General features: G+C 71.0%; 13 protein-coding genes. 12 read left to right on the top strand and 1 reads right to left on the bottom strand.

Going from position 1 to position 18,533, the window contains the following annotated elements; all coding sequences use genetic code 11:
• The gene (locus tag LX88_RS21460; RefSeq protein WP_258949573.1) at positions 1 to 1,029 is read left to right on the top strand and encodes a hypothetical protein; all 1,029 of its coding nucleotides are present in this window, start codon (positions 1 to 3) and stop codon (positions 1,027 to 1,029) included.
• Between the two features lie 777 nt (positions 1,030 to 1,806).
• On the opposite strand, the gene LX88_RS21455 is transcribed toward LX88_RS21460, so the two are convergent.
• Complete coding sequence (locus tag LX88_RS21455) at positions 1,807 to 3,843, bottom strand: hypothetical protein (protein ID WP_258949572.1); 2,037 nt, start codon at positions 3,841 to 3,843, stop codon at positions 1,807 to 1,809.
• A 192-nt stretch (positions 3,844 to 4,035) separates the two neighbouring features.
• On the opposite strand from LX88_RS21455, the gene LX88_RS21450 reads away from it, so the two are divergent.
• The 11 genes from LX88_RS21450 to LX88_RS21400 all read left to right on the top strand — a co-directional run bounded on the left by LX88_RS21450 (position 4,036) and on the right by LX88_RS21400 (position 18,516).
• Positions 4,036 to 4,923 (top strand): hypothetical protein, encoded by an 888-nt coding sequence (locus LX88_RS21450; protein ID WP_258949571.1) that lies wholly within the window; start codon positions 4,036 to 4,038, stop codon positions 4,921 to 4,923.
• On the top strand, positions 4,916 to 8,206 hold the full coding sequence (locus tag LX88_RS21445; RefSeq protein WP_258949570.1) for a CHAT domain-containing protein: 3,291 nt from the start codon (positions 4,916 to 4,918) through the stop codon (positions 8,204 to 8,206). The genes LX88_RS21450 and LX88_RS21445 overlap by 8 nt, the downstream gene beginning before the upstream one ends.
• A gap of 74 nt (positions 8,207 to 8,280) precedes the next feature.
• Positions 8,281 to 9,075, top strand: coding sequence for a hypothetical protein (locus tag LX88_RS21440; RefSeq protein WP_258949569.1), 795 nt, complete (start codon positions 8,281 to 8,283; stop codon positions 9,073 to 9,075).
• Positions 9,072 to 9,878, top strand: coding sequence for a hypothetical protein (locus LX88_RS21435; protein WP_258949568.1), 807 nt, complete (start codon positions 9,072 to 9,074; stop codon positions 9,876 to 9,878). Before LX88_RS21440 ends, LX88_RS21435 begins: the two co-directional genes overlap by 4 nt.
• Positions 9,875 to 10,312: a hypothetical protein gene (locus LX88_RS21430; protein WP_258949567.1), complete on the top strand. Its 438-nt coding sequence runs from the start codon at positions 9,875 to 9,877 to the stop codon at positions 10,310 to 10,312. The genes LX88_RS21435 and LX88_RS21430 overlap by 4 nt, the downstream gene beginning before the upstream one ends.
• Positions 10,309 to 11,175 carry a hypothetical protein gene (locus LX88_RS21425; RefSeq protein WP_258949566.1) on the top strand — a complete coding sequence of 289 codons (867 nt, stop codon included), beginning with the start codon at positions 10,309 to 10,311 and terminating at the stop codon, positions 11,173 to 11,175. Before LX88_RS21430 ends, LX88_RS21425 begins: the two co-directional genes overlap by 4 nt.
• Positions 11,172 to 12,377 carry an OmpA family protein gene (locus LX88_RS21420; protein WP_258949565.1) on the top strand — a complete coding sequence of 402 codons (1,206 nt, stop codon included), beginning with the start codon at positions 11,172 to 11,174 and terminating at the stop codon, positions 12,375 to 12,377. The genes LX88_RS21425 and LX88_RS21420 overlap by 4 nt, the downstream gene beginning before the upstream one ends.
• Positions 12,374 to 14,635 carry a protein kinase domain-containing protein gene (locus LX88_RS21415; RefSeq protein ID WP_258949564.1) on the top strand — a complete coding sequence of 754 codons (2,262 nt, stop codon included), beginning with the start codon at positions 12,374 to 12,376 and terminating at the stop codon, positions 14,633 to 14,635. Before LX88_RS21420 ends, LX88_RS21415 begins: the two co-directional genes overlap by 4 nt.
• 34 nt (positions 14,636 to 14,669) lie before the next feature.
• Positions 14,670 to 16,007, top strand: coding sequence for a hypothetical protein (locus LX88_RS21410; protein ID WP_258949563.1), 1,338 nt, complete (start codon positions 14,670 to 14,672; stop codon positions 16,005 to 16,007).
• Entirely contained in the window at positions 16,004 to 17,956 is a 1,953-nt protein-coding gene (locus LX88_RS21405) for an AAA family ATPase (RefSeq protein ID WP_258949562.1), read from the top strand. Before LX88_RS21410 ends, LX88_RS21405 begins: the two co-directional genes overlap by 4 nt.
• Entirely contained in the window at positions 17,953 to 18,516 is a 564-nt protein-coding gene (locus LX88_RS21400) for an FHA domain-containing protein (protein ID WP_258949561.1), read from the top strand. The genes LX88_RS21405 and LX88_RS21400 overlap by 4 nt, the downstream gene beginning before the upstream one ends.
• Positions 18,517 to 18,533 lie beyond the last annotated feature (17 nt).

The raw sequence follows: 18,533 nt of genomic DNA, 5'->3' as shown, positions 1-18,533 counted from the left end.
ATGCCGCAGGACTTCTCCAACAAGGTCTTCCAGCGAATCAGGAGGTGGTTCGACGACGACACCCGCCAGACCACGCTCGAGTTCCTCCCCGACCCGGCGGCGGGCCCGCTCGCACCGGGAGAGGGCTACCTGCGGGTCTGGCTCGTCGAGGGCTTCCTGGCCAAGGCGAGGACCTGGGGCGCCCAGCACCACCCCGCCCTGTACGCGGGCGTGCAGCTCAACTTCCTGGGCGCGGGCAACAAGCCGACGCCGTTCAGCCTGCTGCAGAACCGCCCGACCTGGAAGGCGCCCGGCGCGTACCTGAACTTCCCCGTCACCACCCTGCTGCCCTACAGCGGTGGCACGGTCGAGATCAACGCCGCCCTCTACCGTTCGTCGGACACCGGACCGATCGGCCTCGCGGCGAAGGTCGTGAGCGGGCTGTCGTCGTTGATCGGCCTGCCGCTCGGCGTCGTGAGCACCATCGCCGACAAGGTCTCCGACGGACTCGACGTCATCCTCGACGCCCAGGAAGAGGACCCGGAGCTCGGACTGCACTGGACGATGGCGCCCGACGGCGGTGGCGGACAGTCCGTGCGACCCGGCTACCTCATCGTCGCCAACACGCCCCATGGCACGCTGCCGAAGGACCTCACCATCAAGAACGACCGGTTGCACGGCAACGGCGTTCCGCTCGAGGGCGTCGACTTCCTGGTGCTGCGCGTCGAATGCCGCGCCGCCCGGGACGAGTACTGGCTGCCGGAGCTCGAGGAACTCCGCGTTCGTGCCGTGGACGCGTACCTGAACCAGCAGCTGGAGACGTTCGAGAGCCTGCGCCGGACCGCGATCTACATCGCGATGACCTGCCCTGACTTCAGCCGTCACGACAGGCTCAGGGTGGCGAAGGTCGTCACGGACCGGATCGACGAGGTGAAGCTGGTCGGAGCGGTGCCGCCGGCGGAGTCCGGGTTGGGCCACCTCACCGCCGCGGACCTGCCCCACATCGACGAGGTGCGCGATCTGACGCTCGAGGAGCTGCTCGCGAACTAGTGTCCTGCGCCGGAAATTCGTCATCAAAGTATGAAGGTTGATGAGGGGAGCTTTCATCAACCTCAGGTTTGGGAAAGCTCCCCTCATCAACGTCGCGGGGCCTCAGCCACGCCGTCATCAACTGCACGCGGGGCGCTTTCGTGCGCTCCACGCGCACGAAAGCGCCCCGCGTGCGGCACAAACGGCACGGACTTCAGCGGCGGACTTCCGGCGTAGGGCACTAGTGGCGTGGCCCGGAACGTCGCCGGGCGAATTCGCGGCCGGACGGGCACATCGCGGCGCCGCCCCCACGTCCTCGTACTGGTGTACGGGCATGTGGGGGCGGCGCCGTGCGCGCAGAGGTTCGACTCGGAATACGCAGTGACCGCGCGCGCCGAATGGAGACATTTCCCAGCGCGAATCGCATCGGCGTGCGAGCGAATCCGCGTGGACGCCAAATGATTGCGCCGTCATTCACCGGCGTGCTCATAGCGCCCCGCCAGCCATCACGAGGTTCTATCGCCGCTCATCTGACGCAGTTCCCGCGCACGAACGATTATTCCACGCGTAACGGGATCGGGGGTCAATTCATATGTTTCGAGCATGACTACACCGCCGCAGAGGAAGAGTGGGTGCGGGCAGACGATATCGCCTCCCGCACTCCGCTCGAACAGCGTGTGTCATCGTCGTGCGGACTTGTCACTTCTTGCTGTCATCTCCGTTGCCGCCACCAGACATCTGCAATCACCTCCACCCGGAGATGGCGGCCCGGATGGCGGCCCAGCGGTTCATCAGCCGTCAGGAACACGCTTTCGCTGCCGTGACGCGGTCGCGCAGCATCGCGGTTTTCGCGTAGTAGCGGGACTTTTCGACCTGCCCGTCCGTGTTCTCCTTGAGCCACACCTCGACCAGCTGCACGAGTTCGTCGGCGCGCTGCAGCACCCGTGCCCGGTCGGCGGCGAGATCATGCTCCAGCGCGAGCAGCAGCACCGGCGCCGCCCTCAGTGCGAACAGGCAGTCGTCCAGCCTCGGGCCCAGCTTCTCCGGTGCGTACCTCCGGTCGGCCAGGACGCTGCCCACCCAGCCGAACGCCCGCTCGATCCAGCCCCGCGCCTCCTCCTGGGCACCGTTCGCCAGCAGCAGCTCGGCCAGCGCGGCCGCGGTGTCCGCGGCCAGGTACCAGCTGCGGGCCAGCGGCCGGATGTCCCTGTGCACGTTGAACAGCCGGGTGCGGCCGGGGATCACCGAGTGCGTGAACAGGTGCAGCGCGGCACGCAGGTCCGCCTCGCTGTCGCGGTTCCCGCCGAGGAAGGCCGCGTAGTTGTGCAGCTGGAAGCTCAGGCTGCTGTGGTCTGCGTCCTGGCTGAAGAGGTCGACCTCGACCGCTTCGGCGAACGCCCGCCAGTAGCGGTGCAGTGCGCCGGTCAACGCGGCCGCGTCCCCGGCGGTGTCGCGCAACTGGTAGAGCTCGATGCAGGCCACCACCAGCACGTCCGCCACCGCACCGCGGTCGAGCACGCCGGAGGCCAGGCACTCGTCGGCGGCGCGGATCAGCGCGGCCACGGTCTCGTCGCCGGCGTGACCGTCGTGCCGCTGGACGCTCGCCCGCTGCACCGCGAGGCGCAGCCTCGTCTCCGGCACGACCGGGTCGTCGGCGGGGACGGTGCCGAGCAGCGCCTCGACGTCGTCGAGCAGCGCGGCGAACTCCGGGCCGCACACCCATCGCGACGGTGCCAGCAACCCCATCTGCCGCACGACGCCCATCGCCGCGAGCACCACCGCGCGGCGGGCGAGCACCGGCAGTGCCGCGACCTCCCGCGGGGCGGGCAACCGCACCGGCTGCGCCATCTCCTCGCCCAGCGCGTCGGTGAACTCGTCCGGGTGCTCCAGCTCGCCGGGACCGTGGGCCCACGCCTCGACGAGCTCGCGGACCAGACCGGACGACGGCACCATCGCCTCGGCGACCAGCTGGCCGGGTTCGCGTGCGCTCACCCAGACGTAGCCGACGCTGTCCGGCGAGCCCATGTTCGCGAGCAGCCGCACCAAAAGCGCCGCCATCCGGTCACCGACGCTCGGGCCCCCGGCGGACGGCGCCGTGTCGGAGTCCGCCGGTGGCAGCCCACCCGCGGCGTTGAGCCGGCCGACCGCGATGCCGTCGATGAAGTCGAGCGCGCTCGGCCTCGTCAACGGGTCCGGCGCCAACGGCTCCACAGCGCCGATCTCGCAGCGCGCCTTCGGGCCTCCCGCGATCCGGTCCGCCCAGGGGAACCGCGGCGGGGTGAGCGACTCGCGCTGGATCGTGCGCGCCTTGATCGCCGCGAGCACCAGCGCCGGCTGCGACCGGTAGACCTCGACCGCGGTGGCGGCCCAGGCCGCGATCCATTGCACGGTGGGAAGTTCGCCGCCGTCGGCACCCCGCAGCAGTGGCAGCGCGGTGGCGATCGACTCAGTCGCCGGTGTGAGCAGGACGTTCGTCGCCGTCAGCACGATCGCGGCCTTGGTGTCGGGCCCGAAGCGGTTGACCGTGGCGGCCACGATCTCGTTCGGCAGCGTCTTGCCACCGGCGGGGAGCACGGCGCGGTCCTGTTCGAGCCACTCGCCCTCGTGCGCCTGCTCGCGCAGCCGCGCGGCGGCACCTCTGGCCGGCAACGGGGCGCCGCGGGCGATCTCGGACACCGTGATGGCGGTGAAGTCGCAGACCCAGGTCATGGGGCGGAACGGGTTGGCCTCGGACGGCACACCGAAGAGTGCGGCGACCTTCCGCGCGAACCGGGCGGGCACCAGCTCGGCCCTCTTCTCGATCAGCCCGGGCACGACAGCGGGCAGCAACGCCATCACTCACTCCTATTCCACGGCAGGGAAACACTCGCACACCCGGCGAGCAGGGATCGCGGAGGCGGCTCGTTCGTCACGGTTCGGCAACCCTCGTTCACATAGAATCTTACGTTAGTGTAGGAAACACTCATGATTTTGTCGCCGCAGACATCCCACCTTTCGGCCGAAGTTGTCAGGGTCACACTCGCGGAGTTGCACAAGTCCCGGAACGACCTGCATCGCAGCCACCTCGTGAGCGGGTGCGACATGACGCTCGCGATGCCGGGTCTGAGCACTGGACGCGCCGTGCGGTCCGCCCTCTTCGAGCTGACCGGTGAGTGCGTGTGTCGTGACTTGGTGGTGGACGTGTTGCAGGTTGTCTGCGAGTTCCTGACGGAACACGGTGCCGACCGCACCAATCTCCTCGGTGCGGTCCGGTCGCACGTGCGCAAGCGGGTCGTCGACGTGTTCCGCGGCTACCGCGCACACCAGGGCGCACAGGTGAAGCCGAGGACGGTCCGCCAGAACAGGTTCGGCCGCGCCCTGCCCGACGAGGAGCACCGCGCCGTGCTCGGGCACCTGGCCGACGAGGCCGGCTACTCGTCGCCCTTACCCGGCCACGGTTACCTGTTACGCAGGCTGGCCGAACGCTGTGCCAAGGAGTTCGACCGGCCCGTCCCGTACTACCTGGAACGCCTGCCCGCCATCCTGCACACCGTCAAGTCGGTCTGCAGCGCCGGGCACCGGGTCAACATCGGCACCCGCACCGCCCCCGAGTACGTCTCCTGGTACGACGCGTACATCGATCGGCCACTGGGCCGGCGCCCGGACACGAACACCCAGCCGCTCAACGACGACAACGCCTGGGCCTGTCCCGCTCTCGAGCCCGCCGGCGACTCCGACGCCGTGGTCGTCGACCTCATCGTCACCGCGGTCGCCGCCGCCCCGTCCGGCACGCAACCCCAGGCCCTGCGCACGGCGGTGCTCGACCTCGCCGACCGCGGCCTCGTCCCCCACCGCCGGGCGGCGTCACTGCTCGCTGACCAGACGCGGTTCGACGGCGTGCTGGCGGAGGCTCGTGAGGTCATCACCCATGTCTGACGACCTGTGCCACGAAGTCGCGCGGCTCACCGAGCTGTTGCACCTGCACGAGGACGACCTCGACCCGGCCGTCGCCGGAGCGACCGGCCTCGCGCTGATCGATCTGCGGCCCGGTGAAGGAGCCGCCGGGCCGGAGGACGTCGAGCGGGCCGTCGGCCTGATCACCTTCGCCCTGCGCCACCTGCCCCACCACCCCTGCGCCCACCTGTGGCGGTACCGGTCCGCCGGCGCGCTCACCCACCTCGCCGAGCACCACGAGTCGCAGGAACTTCTCGCCTCGGCGCTCTCCACCCTCGCCCTCGTCGCCGCGGACGCGACCGCGCCCGCCGACGTGGCCGAGTGGGCCGCCGTCGACGCCGCCGAGCTGACCAAACTGCGGCTGGCCACGGCGGACTTCACCGCCGAGGACGCGCGCCTGCACCTGGACGCCCTCGCCGCGCACTCCTCGGTGGTGCACAACCCCTACGAGGTGCTGGAGTTCCGGCGCGAGGTGGCGCTCGCGCACCGCTGGGCCTACCCGCACACGCTCGACCTCGACGACCTGGAGAACTCCGCGGCCGGCCTCACCACCGTGCTCGCCGAACTCTCCGAAGAGGATCCGGCCAGGCCGGAAGCCTTGGAAGCACTCGCACTCGTCCAGGAGGAACGTCATCGGCGCGGGGACGACCCCGAGCTGCTCGACGTCGCCGTCACCGCGGCGGCCGAGTTGCGCGCCCTCGTGACCGAGCCGCCGGCCGCCGCGTACACCCGCTCGCTTGTGGCAAGTCTGCTGGCCACCCGCTACCTGGAACGTGGCACGACGGCCGATGCCGACGAAGCCCTCGCCGAGTTCGCGGCCGTGCGGGAGCAGATCGAACTCGGCACCGAGCACGCGGCCCAGTACGGCGTCCTCAGGTGCATGCGCGGCGCCGATATCGGCGATGTCGCAGCGATGTCGGACGGCGTACGCACGCTGACCGAACTCTCCGCCACCGAGGAGGGAGGCTCGGCCTGGACGTCGAGCGTCCTGGCCGAGACGCACTTGGTGCTCGCCCGCCAGGCCGGGGCCGAGCACCTGTGGCCGGCGCTCGACTGGGCCGACGCCACCCTCGCCGACGCCGGCGAGGAGCACGACGGCACGATCCAGCTGAGGGTGACCCGGCTGGAAGCGGCCGAGAGCGCCGGACGCGAGTTCGGCGTGCACGCCGTCCTCGCACGCTATGACGTGCACGGCTGGTTGACCGACGCGGAACGGGCGGTGCTGGAAGCGCCTGCCGGCACGAGCGCACGACTGCGCACCCACCTCATGATCAGGCTGGCGCTCCTGCGCACCCAGTGGATGGCGGAGCTGGCCAGACCGGACGACGACCTCGGGTTGCTGCTGAGCAGCCTGTGCGACCTGGCGGAGGTGGTCCGGCACGACCTGCCGGCGGACGAGGAGGAGGCTCTGGCAGGTCTGGCCGCGTACCTGGCCTGGATGAGTCGCGCCTACCTGACCGGAGACGCCCCTGAGCCGTTGAACCTCGAAGCGCTGGGGCCGTTCTTCGACTGGATCGGCGCCGGCAAACCCGCGTCCGAAGTGGACGAGGTCGAGGGTGAGGCCATCGAACTGACACGCGCGCTCGCGCGGTGCGTCCGCTCAGGACAGGACTTCCGGGCTTTCACCGGCGACATCGTCGCGCTGGTGTGGCGCACCGACGCCCTTCCGCCGAGTGTGGAACGGGACCGCCTGCGGCAGTACGTGCAACTGCTGGCCAGGGTGCTCGGTCCACCGAGCAGCACCGAGCCGCTGATCCCCGCAGAGCTCCTGAACTCCGTCGACGGGCTCGGCGTCGTCATCCACAAGGCGGACGACCTGCGCACCGCGATAGCCGGGGGCGACGTGGACGGGGCGCTGTCGGTCCACCAGGCGATCGACCAGGCCGCCTCCGACGCGCTGCCGGGTTCCTCGCAGGAGCTCCTCGCCCGGATCGCCTCCGGTGTCTCGCGGGCCGCGATGGCGAAGATGCTGCCCGCACGGCCGGAAGCGCTCGACGAGGCGATCTCCGCGGCGGACGGGGAGTGGGCTCGCACTGGCCGGCCGGAGAGCGCGCTCGCCCTCGGCCGCCTGCTGCGCTCGCGCAACCGGCCCGCCGACCGCGCGAGGAGCCGTGAGCTCGGCCTGACGGCCTCGGTCGACGGCGAGCAGGTCGCGGCGTGGTGTCTCGCCGACGACGCACGCGACGATCTCGTGCGGGTGCTCGAAACCAGACGAGCCGCGACGTTGGACATCGCTCCGCACGCGTTCGGGACGGACGAGGTACGTGCCGCGCTGCGGGCCACGAACGCGGACGCTCTCATCTACCTGTTGCCGCACAACAAAGCCCACGGTGGCACGGCGGTGGTGGTCGCCGCGGACGGATCGGTCGGCGTGACGCCGTTGCCGAAACTGCGCACCGAGCGGATCTCCCGGTTCCGCACCGCGTGCGAAACGCTGCGGGCGAACGTCCGCACCGCGCCGCGCCGGCAGCTCTGGCAGGCCGAGCTGACCGAGCTCTGCGCGTGGGCCTGGGACGCCGCCGGTGTGGCGTTCGAACCCTGGCAGGGGAAGCGCCTCGCCCTGGTGCCGGTGGGCGAACTGGGGCTCGTGCCGTGGGAGGCGGCACACCGTGAGGTGGCCGGTGCCCGCAGATTTCTGTTGCAGGACAGCGAGATCACCCTGGTCCCAGCCGCTCGCACGATGGCCGGCGGCACGGCGGAGATCCACACCGGCGCGGTGATCGTCGGCAATCCCTGCAAGGACGACCCCGCGGCGGCGGTGCTGGCCGAGAGGCTGCGTGACGACTTCCGCCCGGACGGCGTCTTCCTCGGCGGCCACGGCGGTCCCCCGCGGCCGTGGCGACCGTCGCCGGACGGCGCGGGCACCCCGGACGAGGTCGGCGCCGCGATGGTGAACGGACTCGGCGTCCTGCACCTCGGCTGCCGGGCCACCTCCGACCTCGGTGACCCCGGGAAGTCCTCGATCGCACTGCACGGCGGTGAACTCCTGCCGCCACCGGCCGAGGTGGAGCTGGTCACGCTCACCGACCACGTGCTGCACGGGACCGGCCACGACGACGCCCGTGCGTTGCCCGCGCGCTTTCTCGCGAACGGCGCGCGGCACGTGCTGGCGGCCCGGTGGGCGCCGTCCCACGACCTGCTGCACCGCGCCCACACCCTGATGGACGGACGCAATCCCGGCGCCGCCCTGCGAGCCGCGCAACTGGAGCTGGTCGAGCGGTCCGCCATTGACGAGTGGACGGCGATCGCACATCACGGGGCCTGACGCGAGCAGGTCCTCAGTGGACGGGATCGATCCCATAAGACCGGCCGAGGCCGGTAGTCCGTCATGGAGACAACGTGGACTGGAACAACGTGTTGTGGGCGCTGCTGGCAGCGCTCGTCATAGCACTGGTGGCCACCGCGCTGGCCTGGGTTCAGGGCATCCGCCGCAAGCGCGTGCACGCCGCGTTGGTGCGCGACGCGGTGGCGCGCATGTGCGCACAGCGGCCGGATCGTCCCGGCCGGCTGACCCGGCTGACGCGAGACGTCGTGGACGTCCTGCTGCGCCAGGAGGCGGGCGCTGATCTGCTGGACAGCGGCGAGCGGCTCGACGACGCCGAGCGGCTGCTGTCCAACGCCGCCGACACCACGCTGCTGGTGTCGGCCGACGGGGCGACGGCGCCACGCTCGCCGGGACGCAGGCGGGTGGAGCCGGACGACAGCGTGTGGCACCGGCCGGGCCGGGTGCCGAGCGTCGCCGGGCACCCCGAGCTCGCCCAGCTCTGCACGCGGCTGCGCCGGACGACCGAACGCCGGATCGCCCGCGCACGACTGGTGGTCGGCCAGGCCGAGAAGCTCGGCGAACCGGAGGACTCGGACTGCCGCGCCCGGCTGCGGGCAGACCTCGACAAGGGCGTCGCCGGACTGCGCGACGCGGACGAGCTCGCCGCGGCCGGGCACGTCCTGGCGGCGTTGCAGGCCATCGCACAGCTCGAACTGCCGGTCGCCGAGGAAGGCGTGCCGGGCCAGGCAGACGTGCCCGAACTCCGGGCGCAGACCAACGCGCTGGCCAAGCTCGCGCTGCGGCACCGCGCCGCGCTCGACGCGCATCGCCAGGTCGTCGTGGTGTTACCACCGGAGGTGGGACGATGAGCAGACTTCGGTACCGGCCGCAGCAGAAGCTGAAGGACCGCGCCAGGGGACGGCGCGACGGGCGCGACTGCGTGCCGTCGCTGCGCACGGTGCAGGCGCTCGCCGAGGACGGCGAGGTCTTCTCCGCGCCCTATCCGGACGTCCTGCTGAGCAGGGCGTTGCAGGCCGTCGCGGGCGAGCACGAGAGGTTCGAGAAGCAGGTCGACAACGACCGGGCCACCCTCGCCAAGCTGCGCAAGGACTGGGAGCTCGCCGGGGAGACGCTCGGCAGGACCGCTCAGCTCGTCGTCGACGCGCACGCTCCTCTGACGGCGGAGGAACTCCGCCCGCGCAGCTACGACGAACTGGGTTCCGGCAACCAGCAGAAGCTGCTCAACCGCTGCGACACGCGACGCACCAACCGCATCGCCGAGGCCCGCGCCAGGCAGGAGTCGCAGCAGAACGCCCGCAACGAGATCAGCAGCCGGATCGCCGTCGTGGAGGAGCGGATCAGGAACGAGTTCGTGGCGGCGCAGACCAACGCACGCGCCATGAGCGAGCACTACGCGACGCGGGTGCAGGCCTACTGGGAGCACAACGTGCACATCCACCCGGAAGGCGTGTACATCGCCGCGCTCCTGCGCTTCACCGCACAACTCCTGCCCTCCTGGGTGCTGGAGGAACCGGACGGTGACCCGGCCGAACTCGGCCGCGGGCAGTTCGAGCTCCACCACCTCGCGAGGCAGGTGGCACCGCCGGTGCGCCGCACCGGCCGCAAGACGCCGTACCAGTACCCGGTCGAGGACATCGAGGAGCCCGCGTGAAGTCACTTCCCTTCCTCCGCGCCTCCTTGGCGCTCAGGCAGGTTCGCAAGCACCTGCCGAAGCTGCGCGGGCAGTCGTCGCCGGAGATCGACATGGCCGACGTCCGCACCCGCGCGCTCGAGCTGGCCGACGACGTCGACGACCGCAACGCGGTAGCCGCTCAACCCGTGCTGTTCGGGTACGTGGACGCCCACATCGCCGACTGGCTGGCGAACATGAAGACGCACCACGACACCGTCCAGGCCGAACTGGACCTGCTCTCCGTCCGGGTCACCGAGGTGAGGGCGTTCTACCAGATCCACCACGACGACCAGCAGAACGTGCTGGACGACCTGGAAGCCGCGGTGTCGCACGCACTGGAACGGCTGAGCGACCCCGACGCCCCCTTCTACGACCCCGAACCACGCAACAAGCGCCGAGGCAGGGACTCATGACCACACCCGCGAACTTCCCGAGATTCGGGCCGTTGCGCCGCCGCATCCCGATCCACGGCGACCCGTCGCTCATCGCCGGGCACTCCCCGTGGAGCACCGGTCTCTACTACTTCGTCCTGCTCGCCGCGATGGGCGTCGACCTGGTGACGTTCCACCAGGTGCTGCTTCCGGCGCTCGACGAGACCGAGGAGATGCTCTGGGTCGTCGTCACCGGATTCACGGTGATCTGCATCGCCATGTCGCACACCTTCGGCCAGCAGGCCAAGAAGGCCGTCAGCACCCGGCACGCGGCGGGTTCGCGCACGACGGCCTGGGTGAACCTGCTCGCCTGGGTGGCACTGGGTGCGGCCGCCTTCGCGTTCCGCTGGGAGTACTCGAGCCTCGACATCGGCAGCGCGTTCGTCGTCGACGGCGTCGAGCAGACCGGCATGTCCGACGCGGCCCTCCACGAGCAGCACCTCGCCGCATGGCTGTTCCTGGCGCTCTACGTCGGCACCGGCGTGGTGTCAGGCGGTGCCGGGTTCCTCCGTCACCAGCCTGAGGTGAGCAGGTACAACCGCGCCCTGTCGCTGCGGACCAAGGCCGCCGCGAAGCACAGCCGCCTCGATTCGAACCTCCAGGGCAGCACGAAACTCGCCGCCACGGTCGACAAGGCCCGCCTCGAGCACACCCAGGCGTGGGAAAGCCTCCAGGTCCGCTGCATCGCGGCCGCCGACCGCGTGAAGCGGGAGATCCAGCTCAAGTTGCTCGACAAGAACACCGGACAGGACACGGAACTGCCTCCCGCGGCGCCGCGGCCGGACGTGCCGCCGCGCTCCCCCGGAAACCCCGAGTCGCCCGACGAGGAAGACGAGTTGAGATGACGAACCACCACACGAATCGCGTGCTCGCCGGCCTGCTCGCGCTCACCACGGCCGCGGTGCTCACCGCCTGTTCCCAGAACAACGGGGGCACACCGGCGGGCGGTGAGACGACCGGCCCTGCCGGGGGTTGCCCCGCGAGTCCTGGGCAGGCGCTGACCCTCGTCGTCGGTGCCCGCATGGGCAGTCAGCGCCCCAGCCTGCCCAGCGAGGTGAAGGCGCTCGTCCAGACGACAGCGGAGCAGGGCGGGCGGGTCCAGGTCGTCCGGGTCGACGGGCAGCCGACGGTCGCCCTGAGCGCCGACGTGAAGGTCGACGCCCAGAACGACGCCCGCAAGCAGAAGAAGGTCGCTGAGGCCGTCGAGAAGGTGGCCTCCGTCGTCACCCAGCTGGAGCCGAAGAAGGCCGAGGCCGACGTGCTCGGCGCGCTCGCGGAGGCGGGCAGGGTCACGCCGTCCGGCGGCACGATCGTGCTGATCGACTCCGGGCTGTCCACCGCTGGTGCACTGTCCTACCAGGACAACAGGATGTTCAGCGTCGTGCCCGCCGACATGGCCGCGTACCTCAAGAACGGCAACCTGCTCCCCGACCTGACCGGCAAGTCGGTGGTGCTGGTCGGACTCGGCGGCACCGCCGAACCGCAGGCCCCGCTCGACGAGAACCTGCGCGGCAAGGTGGCCGAGTTGTGGCGCACGGTCGTGACGGCGGCGGGCGCCGGCTGCACAGCCGAGGTGCAGGTCGCCTCGCGCCGGGACGCGTTCGACACCACCGTGCCCGTGACGCCGGTGAAGCTGCCGGAACCGCCGCCGCCGTTCAAGGAGTGCGGCACCACCGTGCTGAGCGACAGCGGGGCCGTGGGGTTCGTGCCGGACCAGGCGGAGTTCCGCGACCCCGCCGCGGCCGAGCGGACGGTGCGCGACCTGGCCACGCCGGTGGCCGGCGGCAACGAGAAGTTCACCCTGATCGGCAACACCGCGACCGTCGGGCCCGAGGCGGGGTTGAAGGAACTGTCCAAGCGCCGGGCGGAGAAGGTGAAGGAGTTGCTGGTGCGGCTCGGCATCACCGCCGACCGCGTCACGACCCGCGGTGACGGCGCGTCCGGTCCGCATCACGTGCAGGACCTCGGCGCCGGCGGGGTGCTGCTGCCCGGCCCGGCCGCGCAGAACCGCTCGGTCGTCGTCGAACTGAGCTGCTCAGCACGATGACCACACCCGAGCAGGAAGCGCCGACGGTGCGCGACCCCGGCCGCGACGGACCCGTCGGCGCGGCCGGGCTGCTCGCGGAGGCGGTGACCGTGCTCGACGCCGGCCGCACCCGGCCGGGGAACGAACCGCCCACGGTGATCGACCCCGGCCGGGCGCCGATGCCCGCCGGCCACATGCTGCCGGCCGAGTTGCTGGAGCGCTTCGAGGTCGTGCGCGAGCTGACCGGGAACGGCTCGCAGGGCGGGGTCTTCCTCACGCGAGAACGCTCGTCGGGAGCGGACCGGGTGCTCAAGGTGCACCACGGTCCACCTGGGCTCGACGGGCACGTGGCCGCGTACCTGACGAGGAACCGGCCGCCCCACGTCGTGGAGGTGCACGAGGCCGGCGTCGCGTCCGGCCAGCCGTACGAGGTGATGCAGCACGTGCCAGGCGGCACCGTGCGCGCGTGGCGCGACGGCAACCCGTCCGGTGTGGATCCGGCAGTGCTGACTGAACTGGTCGGTCAGGTGAGCGCAGGCCTGAAGTCGTTGCACGACAACCAGATCGTGCACCGCGACCTCAAGCCCGCCAACGTGCTGGTGCGGTCGGCCGAACCGCTGGAGGTCGCGATCGCCGACTTCGGCATCAGCGTGCACGTTCCGCACGACGCGATCTACCGGCCGGAAGAGCGCGACACCGTCGGGACCATTCCCTACACGCCACCGGAGTACCTCGCGGGCGGCGCGATCGAGGCGGGGTTCGACTGGTGGTCGCTCGGGATCACTCTCCGAGAGCTCGCGACCGGAGAACTGCTGTGGGCAGGCGTCCACCCCGACATCGTCCGGTCCCAGCTCGTCGGCCGCCAGATCGATGTGGACGGTGTCCGGGACGAGCGCATCGCGTTGCTGTGCCGCGGACTGCTCACCACCGACCTCCGGTTCCGCTGGGGCGCCGAACAGGTGGACGCCTGGTTGCGCGGGGAGTCGCCGGCGGTCGCGGCGATCCCCTCTCCGACTCCGAGCAGTCAGGCCGCGCCGACGCCCTACGTGTTCCTCGGTGCCGAGTACCACGCGCGCGACCTGCTGGCGTTGTCGATGTCCAGGCACTGGAACGTCGCCCGCGAGCTGCTGTTCGGCGACGACGCCCGTCCCCGCAGGCGGGAGCTGACCGCCTGGCTGAAGCAGTTCCCCGACCACGGCGACCTCGTGCGAGAAGCGCGCGGACTCCGCTCTGCCGACACCAGGTTGCTGCACCTGTTGCGCCGCATGGATCCTGGACAGCCGGCGGTGTACCGGGAACGCGACATCACCCGTGCGGAGCTGGGCGTCCTCGCCCAGGAGGCGTTCGACGAGGTCGAGGGCCAGGCGACGGGCATCATCACCGATCTGTGGCAGGCAGACCTGCTGCCGTTGTTCGCCACCGCCCGCGGCGCCGACGGGCTGACGGAGATCCGAACTCAGTGGCACGCCGAGGAACGCCGGCTGCGCGACCTGGCACGCGGGCTGCGGCCCGATGACGTGCGCGCCGAGTTCCAGCGGTTGTCGCGGCAACGGGAGTCGTTCGGTCTCGTGCTCTCCCTGCTCGCCGCCTGCGCCACCGATGCCACGCAATCCGAGCTGCAGCTCAGACTTGGCCGTGAGGACAGGGCGCTGCAGCTGCCGTGGTTCGAGGATCTGGTGCGCCGCAGGGACTACTGGTGGATCGCCCTCGCGTTGGCGCCGTACGCCAACCGCGAGGCGGACAGGCTCGAAGCCGAGGAACGGCAGCGGCGTGCGCACGACGCGTGGTTGCGGCGCACCGCCTGGCAGCGCGAGACGCTGCGGCGCCTGAACCGGCCGATGGCCCTCGGGTACGCCGCGGTCGCCGTGGTGGTGCTGGCCGTGGCGTTGTACGCGCTCGTGACGTTCAGCGAGGTCGTCGGGTTCGCGTCCGAGGCGCAGATCCTCGACACGTACCTGGCTTCCGTCGTCGCGCTCACCGTGGTGCTGGTGACGGAGTCGTTGCTGGCGTGGGACGCGGGAGAGCGTTACCACCCGGCGTATTCGTTCTTCGGCGCCGGACGGATCGTCCTGGGACGGATCGCGCGGCGCCTGCTGACCAGACGGATCGCGGTGCCCGCGGTGCTGGTGGCGTTGGCCGGACTCGCTGCCCTCACGGCGTTCCAGCCGGTGTTCGTGCCGTTCGTGGTGGTGGCGCTGATGGTGGTGTGGGCGGTCCAGCGGTATCTCGCGTGGCGCGAGAAGGACCGCGAAGAACTCGCGATCATCGCGGCCGGTTGAGGTCGTCCGTCAGATATCCGGCGAGGAGGTCAGGATGAGTGCAGGTGGAATGGTTCTCGCGCCCGTCGTGCTGCCCGCGGTGGCGGCGGGCGCGGTCGTGCTCGTCGGTGCGGTGGTGATCGCGGCCGGCGCGGTGCTGGTGGTCAGGGCGGCCAACGCCGCCATCGAGGGTGGCGTCCGCGCGGTCGCCGAAGCTGGCGAACGGACCGCGGACGAGGTCGCGGCGATCGAGGCGCGGTCCGAGGACACGCTTCGGTGGCAGGCGGCCGCCGCCGACGTGGTCGCGGTCAACGCCCGCATCCGGCTGCTGCACGAGCGGGTCGTCGCGGCCGGCATCTCGATGATCGTGCCGCACCCGTTGCGGCTGACGTCGAGCAAGAGCCCGGCCGAACTGGGCAGGATGGCCGCGGAGGCGCAGGCAGCGGTCGCACTGGCGCAGGCCGAACTGGACCGGCGGCTCCCCCGCCCGAGGCTGGAGCTGTTCGCGTCCCAGGCGCGGAGCGAGTCGGCGGACAAGACGCTCGACGCCTACGAGGACGTGCTGCGGGCCCGCTACGCCGCCGTCGCCGCTCCCGCACCCACGGTCTCGCCCGACGAGGTGCACCGGGTGCTCGCACTGCTCGACCCGGACGCCGGCGACGACGAGCGCATCGAGGTGCTCGCGACAGCGGCCAGGGTCGCGCGGGCGCAGGGCGACGGGGACGTCTACTTCAGGCAGCTGCGCATGCAGGTCACCGACGAGATCAACCCGCGGGTGGCCAGGCGCAGGCTCGCGGCCACGTGGCTGCAGGCGCTGGAAGAAGGACCGCTGCCGGACGCTCTCGCGGAGGCCTCGATCACGCCGCCACCGTCGGTCGGCGACGCCGTGGAGGCGTTGCGCAAGGTCGTCTCCGGGGACGAGGACCTCACGCGGGAGCGCCGCGACGAGGCGGTGCAGGCGATGGCGTGGATGGAGGAGAAGGCCGACCAGGTCCTCACGCTCCGGGTCACCCAGCACTGCCTGCAGGAACAGGGTTACGAGGTGATCGGCACGTTCGACACGCGCAACGCCGTCGGGTTGAAGGTCGCGAAGCCGGAGTGGGGCGGCCAGCACAACGGAACCGTCTGGGTGGACCACAAGCGGACCGTCCACAGCAGACTGCAGCGGCCCGCTGGCGCCATCGGTGACGCCGCCAGGGCGCGCGACGGCGAGCGCTGCGAGGAGTTCGCCGACGACCTCGAGCAGGTCGGGAAGCAGGTCTCGGACAACGGCGCGAACATCACCGTGCGGATGAACCGCGGCATGCCGGTCGGCCAGGAGGCCAGGTACGTCGAGGAACCGGCCCAGGAGAACGGCAAGCTCATCGAGAGGCAGGTGAAGAGGAACTCATGACCGAGAACACCGCGGTGCTCCCCCAGCAGACCGGGAGCCTGCTGCCGGGACACCCCACCTTCGTCAACGAGATCGTCGGCACCCTGTCGGTGCACTCGCAGTACGTGCTGCACGGCAACCTGCGCGACGAGTTCCTGGTCGCCGGCGAGATCATGCCGCTGCACAGGGCGTTGTGGAGCGCGCTGCGGCCCAGCGGGTTCGAGGCGCTGATCACGTACGACCAGATCGACGGCATCGGCGTGTACCCGCCGAACGACCCGGCGGCGCTGCAGGCGGTCGAGCGGGTGCTCGGATCGAACGTCGTCGGCCGCCGTCCCTCGCCGGAGAGGTTGCGGCTGCACCTCGCCAAGGCGGTGGGAGTGCCGGAGCAGCCGCCGATCGAGGCCGGTGGGTCTCGCTCCGCGGCGCCCGTCGCGCCGGTGCTGCGGCCCGCCGCGCGGGTGGCCGTGGTCGTGGACCACGCCGCCCGGCTGGTGCGGGCACCCGGTCAACTCAGCGAGGAGGAGCGGGACTTCTTCCTGCTGTGCCAGAAGCTCGCCTCGGCGGCGAAGGCGCACACGTTCCCCGGCACCCGCCAGGCACCGCTGTACAACCCGGTGCTGTGGCTCGTCGACGGCGAACGCGACCTGCCCGCCTGGTTCACCGCGGGGGTGGAGTCGATCAGGGCCGTCGCCGTCGGCCTGCCGACGCTGGAACACCGGCTGGAGCGGGCCCGGTCGCTGATGCCGAAGTTCCCACCGTCCACCCAGGACGATCCGGTGGCCAAGACGGACCCGGTCGAGGTGTTCGCGAGCCGTACCGAGGGCATGACCCTGCAGGCGATGCGGCGGATCACGCTGCTGGCGCGGGACCGCGACCTGGGTGCCGACCGGGTGGCGGACGCGGTGCGCATCTACAAACTCGGCGTGGACGACAACCCGTGGCGCCGGAGCAGCGTCCGCGACCAGATCATCAAAGGCGAGCAGGTCATCACCGAGCGGATCAAGGGCCAGGGCCAGGCCGTCGCGAAGACGCTCGACATCCTCAAACGGGCAGCTCTCGGCCTGTCCGGCGCGCAGGCCAACACGTCGGACTCGCGCCCGCGCGGTGTGCTGTTCTTCGCCGGACCGACCGGCGTCGGCAAGACCGAGCTGGCCAAGCAGGTCGCCGAGCTGCTCTTCGGTGACGCGCAGGCCTACCTGCGGTTCGACATGAGCGAGTTCTCCGCCGAGCACGCCGCCGACCGGCTCACGGGCGCTCCGCCCGGCTACGTCGGGTTCGAGGCCGGCGGCGAGCTCACCGGCGCGGTGCGCAGGCAGCCGTTCCAGGTCGTGCTCTTCGACGAGATCGAGAAGGCGCATCCGCTGCTGCTGGACAAGTTCCTGCAGATCCTCGAGGACGGCCGGCTCACCGACGGGCAGGGCGTGACGACGTACTTCACCGAGTGCGTGCTCATCTTCACGTCCAACCTCGGGATCGTCCGCACCGATCCGAAGACCAGGGAGCGGGAACTGCTCGTCCGGCCCGGCATGCCGTACGTGGAACTGGAGCAGAAGGTCAAGGGAGCGATCCGCGACCACTTCACCACCGAGCTCGGCCGGCCGGAGCTGCTCAACCGGTTCGGCGACAACATCGTGATCTTCGACTTCATCGACTCGCGGACTGCCGGCGGGATCTTCGCCGGCCAGCTCAGGAACGTGATCCGCAAGGTCCACGCCGAGCTGGGCGTCGAGGTCGAACTGTCCCCGGCGGGCCTGCAGCAGTTGCAGGGCATGTGCACCGCCGACCCGGACAACGGCGGTCGCGGCATCGGCAACCAGCTGGAGAGCGTGCTGATCAACCCCTTGGCGCGGCTGCTGTTCCACGAGGACGCACAGCCGGGTGACCGCGTGGTGATCACCGGCGTGCGGGCGGGCGACGGCACGGCGGGCGCGACGCTGTGGGCGACGGTCCACCGAGGTGTGCGATGAGCATGCGCTGCCCGGACGACCCGACCGAGGTCTTCTCCGACGCGGAATCGTTCTGCGCCGCACACATGTGCTCTCTGGAGCCCGTGGTCGTGGAGAACGCTCCTGAATCCGAACCGTCGGCCACGAGCACGGCCGGCGGCGCACGCCCGGAACGGCAGCCGTGGTCCACGAAGGTCTGCTGGCACTGCGACACCGAGTCCCCGGTGGAGACCAACGTCGAATGCCTCCGGGACGGGTGCGGTCGTTCGCTCACACCTCCCGCGCTCTACCTGAAGTTCCGCGACGGCGAGGTGGAGCTCGACCGCGGCGGACAGGCCGACCTCGGCAGGCGGGGCGAGCACGGTCACGTGTTCCGCGGGTTCCCCAACGTCTCGCGCAGGCACGCCGTCATCGGTGTCGACGCGGACGGCAGGGCGTGGCTCTCGCCCTCCTCCACGCCCAACGGCACGTTCGTGAACGGCACCGAGCTCGCGCCGTCCATCCACACCACCCTCCGCTGCGGCGACGTCATCCGATTCGCCGCGGACGCCGAGGGCACGGTCACGCTCTACGACCTCTGACCAGCGATAGGACCACC

Source organism: Lentzea californiensis (genome assembly GCF_024648825.1).
Lineage (GTDB): Bacteria > Actinomycetota > Actinomycetes > Mycobacteriales > Pseudonocardiaceae > Lentzea > Lentzea californiensis.
The sequence above is the reverse complement of the archived record's forward strand: the minus strand, read 5'-3'. Positions and strand labels throughout refer to the sequence as shown.

Coding starts and splice junctions, on each gene's coding strand:
- LX88_RS21415 (WP_258949564.1), top strand. CDS start 12,374: ATGACCACACCCGAGCAGGAAGCGCCGACGGTGCGCGACCCCGGCCGC.
- LX88_RS21455 (WP_258949572.1), bottom strand. CDS start 3,843: ATGGCGTTGCTGCCCGCTGTCGTGCCCGGGCTGATCGAGAAGAGGGCC.
- LX88_RS21445 (WP_258949570.1), top strand. CDS start 4,916: ATGTCTGACGACCTGTGCCACGAAGTCGCGCGGCTCACCGAGCTGTTG.
- LX88_RS21460 (WP_258949573.1), top strand. CDS start 1: ATGCCGCAGGACTTCTCCAACAAGGTCTTCCAGCGAATCAGGAGGTGG.
- LX88_RS21420 (WP_258949565.1), top strand. CDS start 11,172: ATGACGAACCACCACACGAATCGCGTGCTCGCCGGCCTGCTCGCGCTC.
- LX88_RS21435 (WP_258949568.1), top strand. CDS start 9,072: ATGAGCAGACTTCGGTACCGGCCGCAGCAGAAGCTGAAGGACCGCGCC.
- LX88_RS21405 (WP_258949562.1), top strand. CDS start 16,004: ATGACCGAGAACACCGCGGTGCTCCCCCAGCAGACCGGGAGCCTGCTG.
- LX88_RS21425 (WP_258949566.1), top strand. CDS start 10,309: ATGACCACACCCGCGAACTTCCCGAGATTCGGGCCGTTGCGCCGCCGC.
- LX88_RS21400 (WP_258949561.1), top strand. CDS start 17,953: ATGAGCATGCGCTGCCCGGACGACCCGACCGAGGTCTTCTCCGACGCG.
- LX88_RS21410 (WP_258949563.1), top strand. CDS start 14,670: ATGAGTGCAGGTGGAATGGTTCTCGCGCCCGTCGTGCTGCCCGCGGTG.